The organism is Anaerococcus tetradius ATCC 35098, assembly GCF_000159095.1.
GTDB lineage: Bacteria > Bacillota > Clostridia > Tissierellales > Peptoniphilaceae > Anaerococcus > Anaerococcus tetradius.
The window spans coordinates 616484-619253 of the sequence record NZ_GG666295.1; the positions used below are offsets into that span (position 1 = coordinate 616484).

General features: G+C 39.0%; 11 tRNA genes, 1 rRNA gene and 1 pseudogene. 1 reads left to right on the forward strand and 12 read right to left on the reverse strand.

Features of this window, described 5'->3' with window-relative positions:
• The first annotated feature begins 103 nt into the window (after positions 1 to 103).
• Positions 104 to 844, forward strand: a pseudogene (locus tag HMPREF0077_RS03055) (ISL3 family transposase).
• A 121-nt stretch (positions 845 to 965) separates the two neighbouring features.
• Here HMPREF0077_RS03055 and HMPREF0077_RS03060 read toward each other — a convergent pair.
• The 12 genes from HMPREF0077_RS03060 to rrf all read right to left on the reverse strand — a co-directional run bounded on the left by HMPREF0077_RS03060 (position 966) and on the right by rrf (position 2724).
• Positions 966 to 1042 (reverse strand) — tRNA-Arg (locus HMPREF0077_RS03060).
• A 1-nt stretch (position 1043) separates the two neighbouring features.
• A tRNA-Gly gene (locus tag HMPREF0077_RS03065) sits at positions 1044 to 1117 on the reverse strand.
• A 95-nt stretch (positions 1118 to 1212) separates the two neighbouring features.
• A tRNA-Gly gene (locus HMPREF0077_RS03070) sits at positions 1213 to 1287 on the reverse strand.
• Between the two features lie 13 nt (positions 1288 to 1300).
• A tRNA-Thr gene (locus tag HMPREF0077_RS03075) sits at positions 1301 to 1376 on the reverse strand.
• Between the two features lie 140 nt (positions 1377 to 1516).
• Positions 1517 to 1593: transfer RNA gene (locus tag HMPREF0077_RS03080), tRNA-Asp, on the reverse strand.
• A 25-nt stretch (positions 1594 to 1618) separates the two neighbouring features.
• A tRNA-Val gene (locus HMPREF0077_RS03085) sits at positions 1619 to 1694 on the reverse strand.
• A gap of 198 nt (positions 1695 to 1892) precedes the next feature.
• Positions 1893 to 1967 (reverse strand) — tRNA-Glu (locus HMPREF0077_RS03090).
• Positions 1968 to 2043: 76 nt separating this feature from the next.
• A tRNA-Glu gene (locus HMPREF0077_RS03095) sits at positions 2044 to 2118 on the reverse strand.
• Between the two features lie 51 nt (positions 2119 to 2169).
• Positions 2170 to 2246: transfer RNA gene (locus tag HMPREF0077_RS03100), tRNA-Met, on the reverse strand.
• A gap of 3 nt (positions 2247 to 2249) precedes the next feature.
• Positions 2250 to 2326, reverse strand: a tRNA-Met gene (locus HMPREF0077_RS03105).
• A 19-nt stretch (positions 2327 to 2345) separates the two neighbouring features.
• Positions 2346 to 2420 (reverse strand) — tRNA-Asn (locus tag HMPREF0077_RS03110).
• Between the two features lie 187 nt (positions 2421 to 2607).
• Positions 2608 to 2724, reverse strand: a 5S ribosomal RNA gene (gene rrf, locus HMPREF0077_RS03115).
• Between the last annotated feature and the right edge of the window lie 46 nt (positions 2725 to 2770).

Genomic DNA, 2770 nt, shown 5'->3' on the forward strand with positions numbered 1-2770 from the left:
GTTCATGGCTAAGCTTGATAATGAATTCAATGTAGATTTTTCATATTTACCTTATCACCTATCATTTGACGAGTTTAAGTCAACCAAGGATGCTAAAGGAGCCATGAGTTTTATATATCTAGATTCAGATAATCACAAGGTTATTGATGTTGTAGAGAATAGACAGTTACCTTACCTAAGGAAATATTTCTTATGTTATCCAAGATATGTTAGAGACAAGGTTAAGACTGTATGTATTGATATGTATAGTCCATATATTTCACTTATCAAAGAACTCTTTGTTAATTCAGAAATCATTATAGATAGATTTCATATTGTAAAGCTCTTTACTAACTCTTTTAACCATACAAGGATTGATACAATGAAGGGTTATTCTACAAGCAATATTAAATACAAAAGACTTAAGAAATATTGGAAACATTTTCTAAAACCTTACAAGTTACTTAATCCTATACACTTTTTTAAACGTGTTCATTTCCCTGACAGTCTTGTATCTGATGAGGATATAGTGGATATTAGTCTTAACATTGATAAAACCTTGAAAGATACATATGAATGTTACCAATGCTTGAGGGAAGATATTGAGAAAAGGGATTTTGAATTGTTTGCATATCATTTAAATTATTTTAAAGATAAGGTGAGTGACAAAATGAAAACCTCAATAGATACTTGTTTTTATTACCTAGAATATATTAAGAACTAATTTATCTATGATTATTCTAATGGACCTATAGAGGGTGTTAACAACTTCATAAAAGTCTTAAAGAGAATAGCCTTTGGTTACAGTAATTTTGCTAATTTTAGAACAAGAATATTTATCACCAGAAATTTATTAGCTAGTTAAAAAATTCAGGGATAGAAATTTCTATCCCTGATTAAGAATTTGGTTGATTTTTATTTACCAACACGATTTGACAAAGAGCCTAAAAAAAGAGTCTTGAAAAATCAAAACTCTTCTATAATCCTGGCGCGTCATTGAGGATTCGAACCCCAGGCCTTCTGGTCCGTAGCCAGACGCTCTATCCAGCTGAGCTAATAACGCATGGAGCGGGTGAAGGGAATCGAACCCTCGCAACCAGCTTGGAAGGCTGGGGCTCTACCACTGAGCTACACCCGCATATGGATACTAAATTATTATATGCCAAAAATATATTTTTTCAATAAAAATAAGCAATTAAAAATAAAAAACTTACGCATAACGTAAGTCATATATGGAGCGGATGACGAGATTCGAACTCGCGACCCTCGCCTTGGCAAGGCGATGCTCTACCCCTGAGCCACATCCGCATATTAAAAATTATGGAGCTGATGATAGGACTTGAACCTACAACCTATTGATTACAAATCAATTGCTCTACCAATTGAGCTACATCAGCGAATCTAACAAAGTCTGCTAGAAACTTGACGACTCAGATGGGATTTGAAATCTTCGAGACGAACGCTAGTGAGTCCGAAGAACTCCTCCGCCGTAACGGCGGATATTTTGCGAAGTCACATCTAAATCGTGTATTTATTTTGGCGACTCGGATGGGATTCGAACCCACGACCTCCGCCGTGACAGGGCGGCATTCTAACCAGCTGAACTACCGAGCCAAAAATCATCATAAGATGATAAACATGGTGGAAGTAACAGGGCTCGAACCTGTGACCCCCTGCTTGTAAGGCAGATGCTCTCCCAACTGAGCTATACTTCCATAATAAGTGTTTTAACAATTAAAATTATATAATTGTGACCCTACTGGGATTCGTAACCCAGTCCCTTTTAGGGTTTCAAATCATAAGATTTGAAATCTTTGAGACGAACGTCAGTGAGTCCAAAGAACTTACCGCCGTGAACACGGTGGTATCCTCTTATACGAAGATGTTCTTTTCTAGTCTAATTTGACTAATAATGGTGACCCTACCGGGATTCGAACCCGGGATACCACCGTGAAAGGGTGGTGTCTTAACCGCTTGACCATAGGGCCTAAATAATAAACTTATACTATTATGACCATAGGGCCTTAAAAGAAAAGCCTAATAAAGTCTTATGGTCACATGTGGTGGTGACTCCAATGGGATTTGAACCCATGATACAGCCTTGAGAGGGCTGTGTCTTAACCACTTGACCATGGAGCCATAATTAAAAATTATCAGTTAGGATCAAGCATAAGCTTGACCCTAATTTATTGGTAGCGAAGAACGGACTTGAACCGTTGACACTCCGGGTATGAACCGAATGCTCTAGCCAACTGAGCTACTTCGCCATGTGGTTGCGGGAGCAGGATTTGAACCTACGACCTTCGGGTTATGAGCCCGACGAGCTACCAGACTGCTCCATCCCGCGATAAAATAAATTAAATAAATGGCGCTCAGGGTGGGACTCGAACCCACAACCTACCGGTTAACAGCCGGGTGCTCCACCATTGAGCTACCTAAGCGCAAAAACGCATAAGCGTAATTGTTTGGCGATTTCCACTGAAACTCGTTTGCTTACGCAAACTCTTTCGCTGCATACGCAGCTATGTTTCAGGGTCAAAATGCCATTTAGGCATTTTGACAGTCTCTCGGGAGTTACTCTAAATGTAAATATTAAAGTCACTCGCTCGAAAGAATAAACTGCCTTTTGTTTGGCGATTTCCTAGTCTCCCGGGAGGTTGCCCTCCGAGTACCATCGGCGTTATAAGGCTTAACTTCTGTGTTCGGTATGGGAACAGGTGTATCCCTTATGCCATCATCACCATATTGTTGAACCTCTCTAAATAGCAATAAATATTTCCAGTCAAGATAT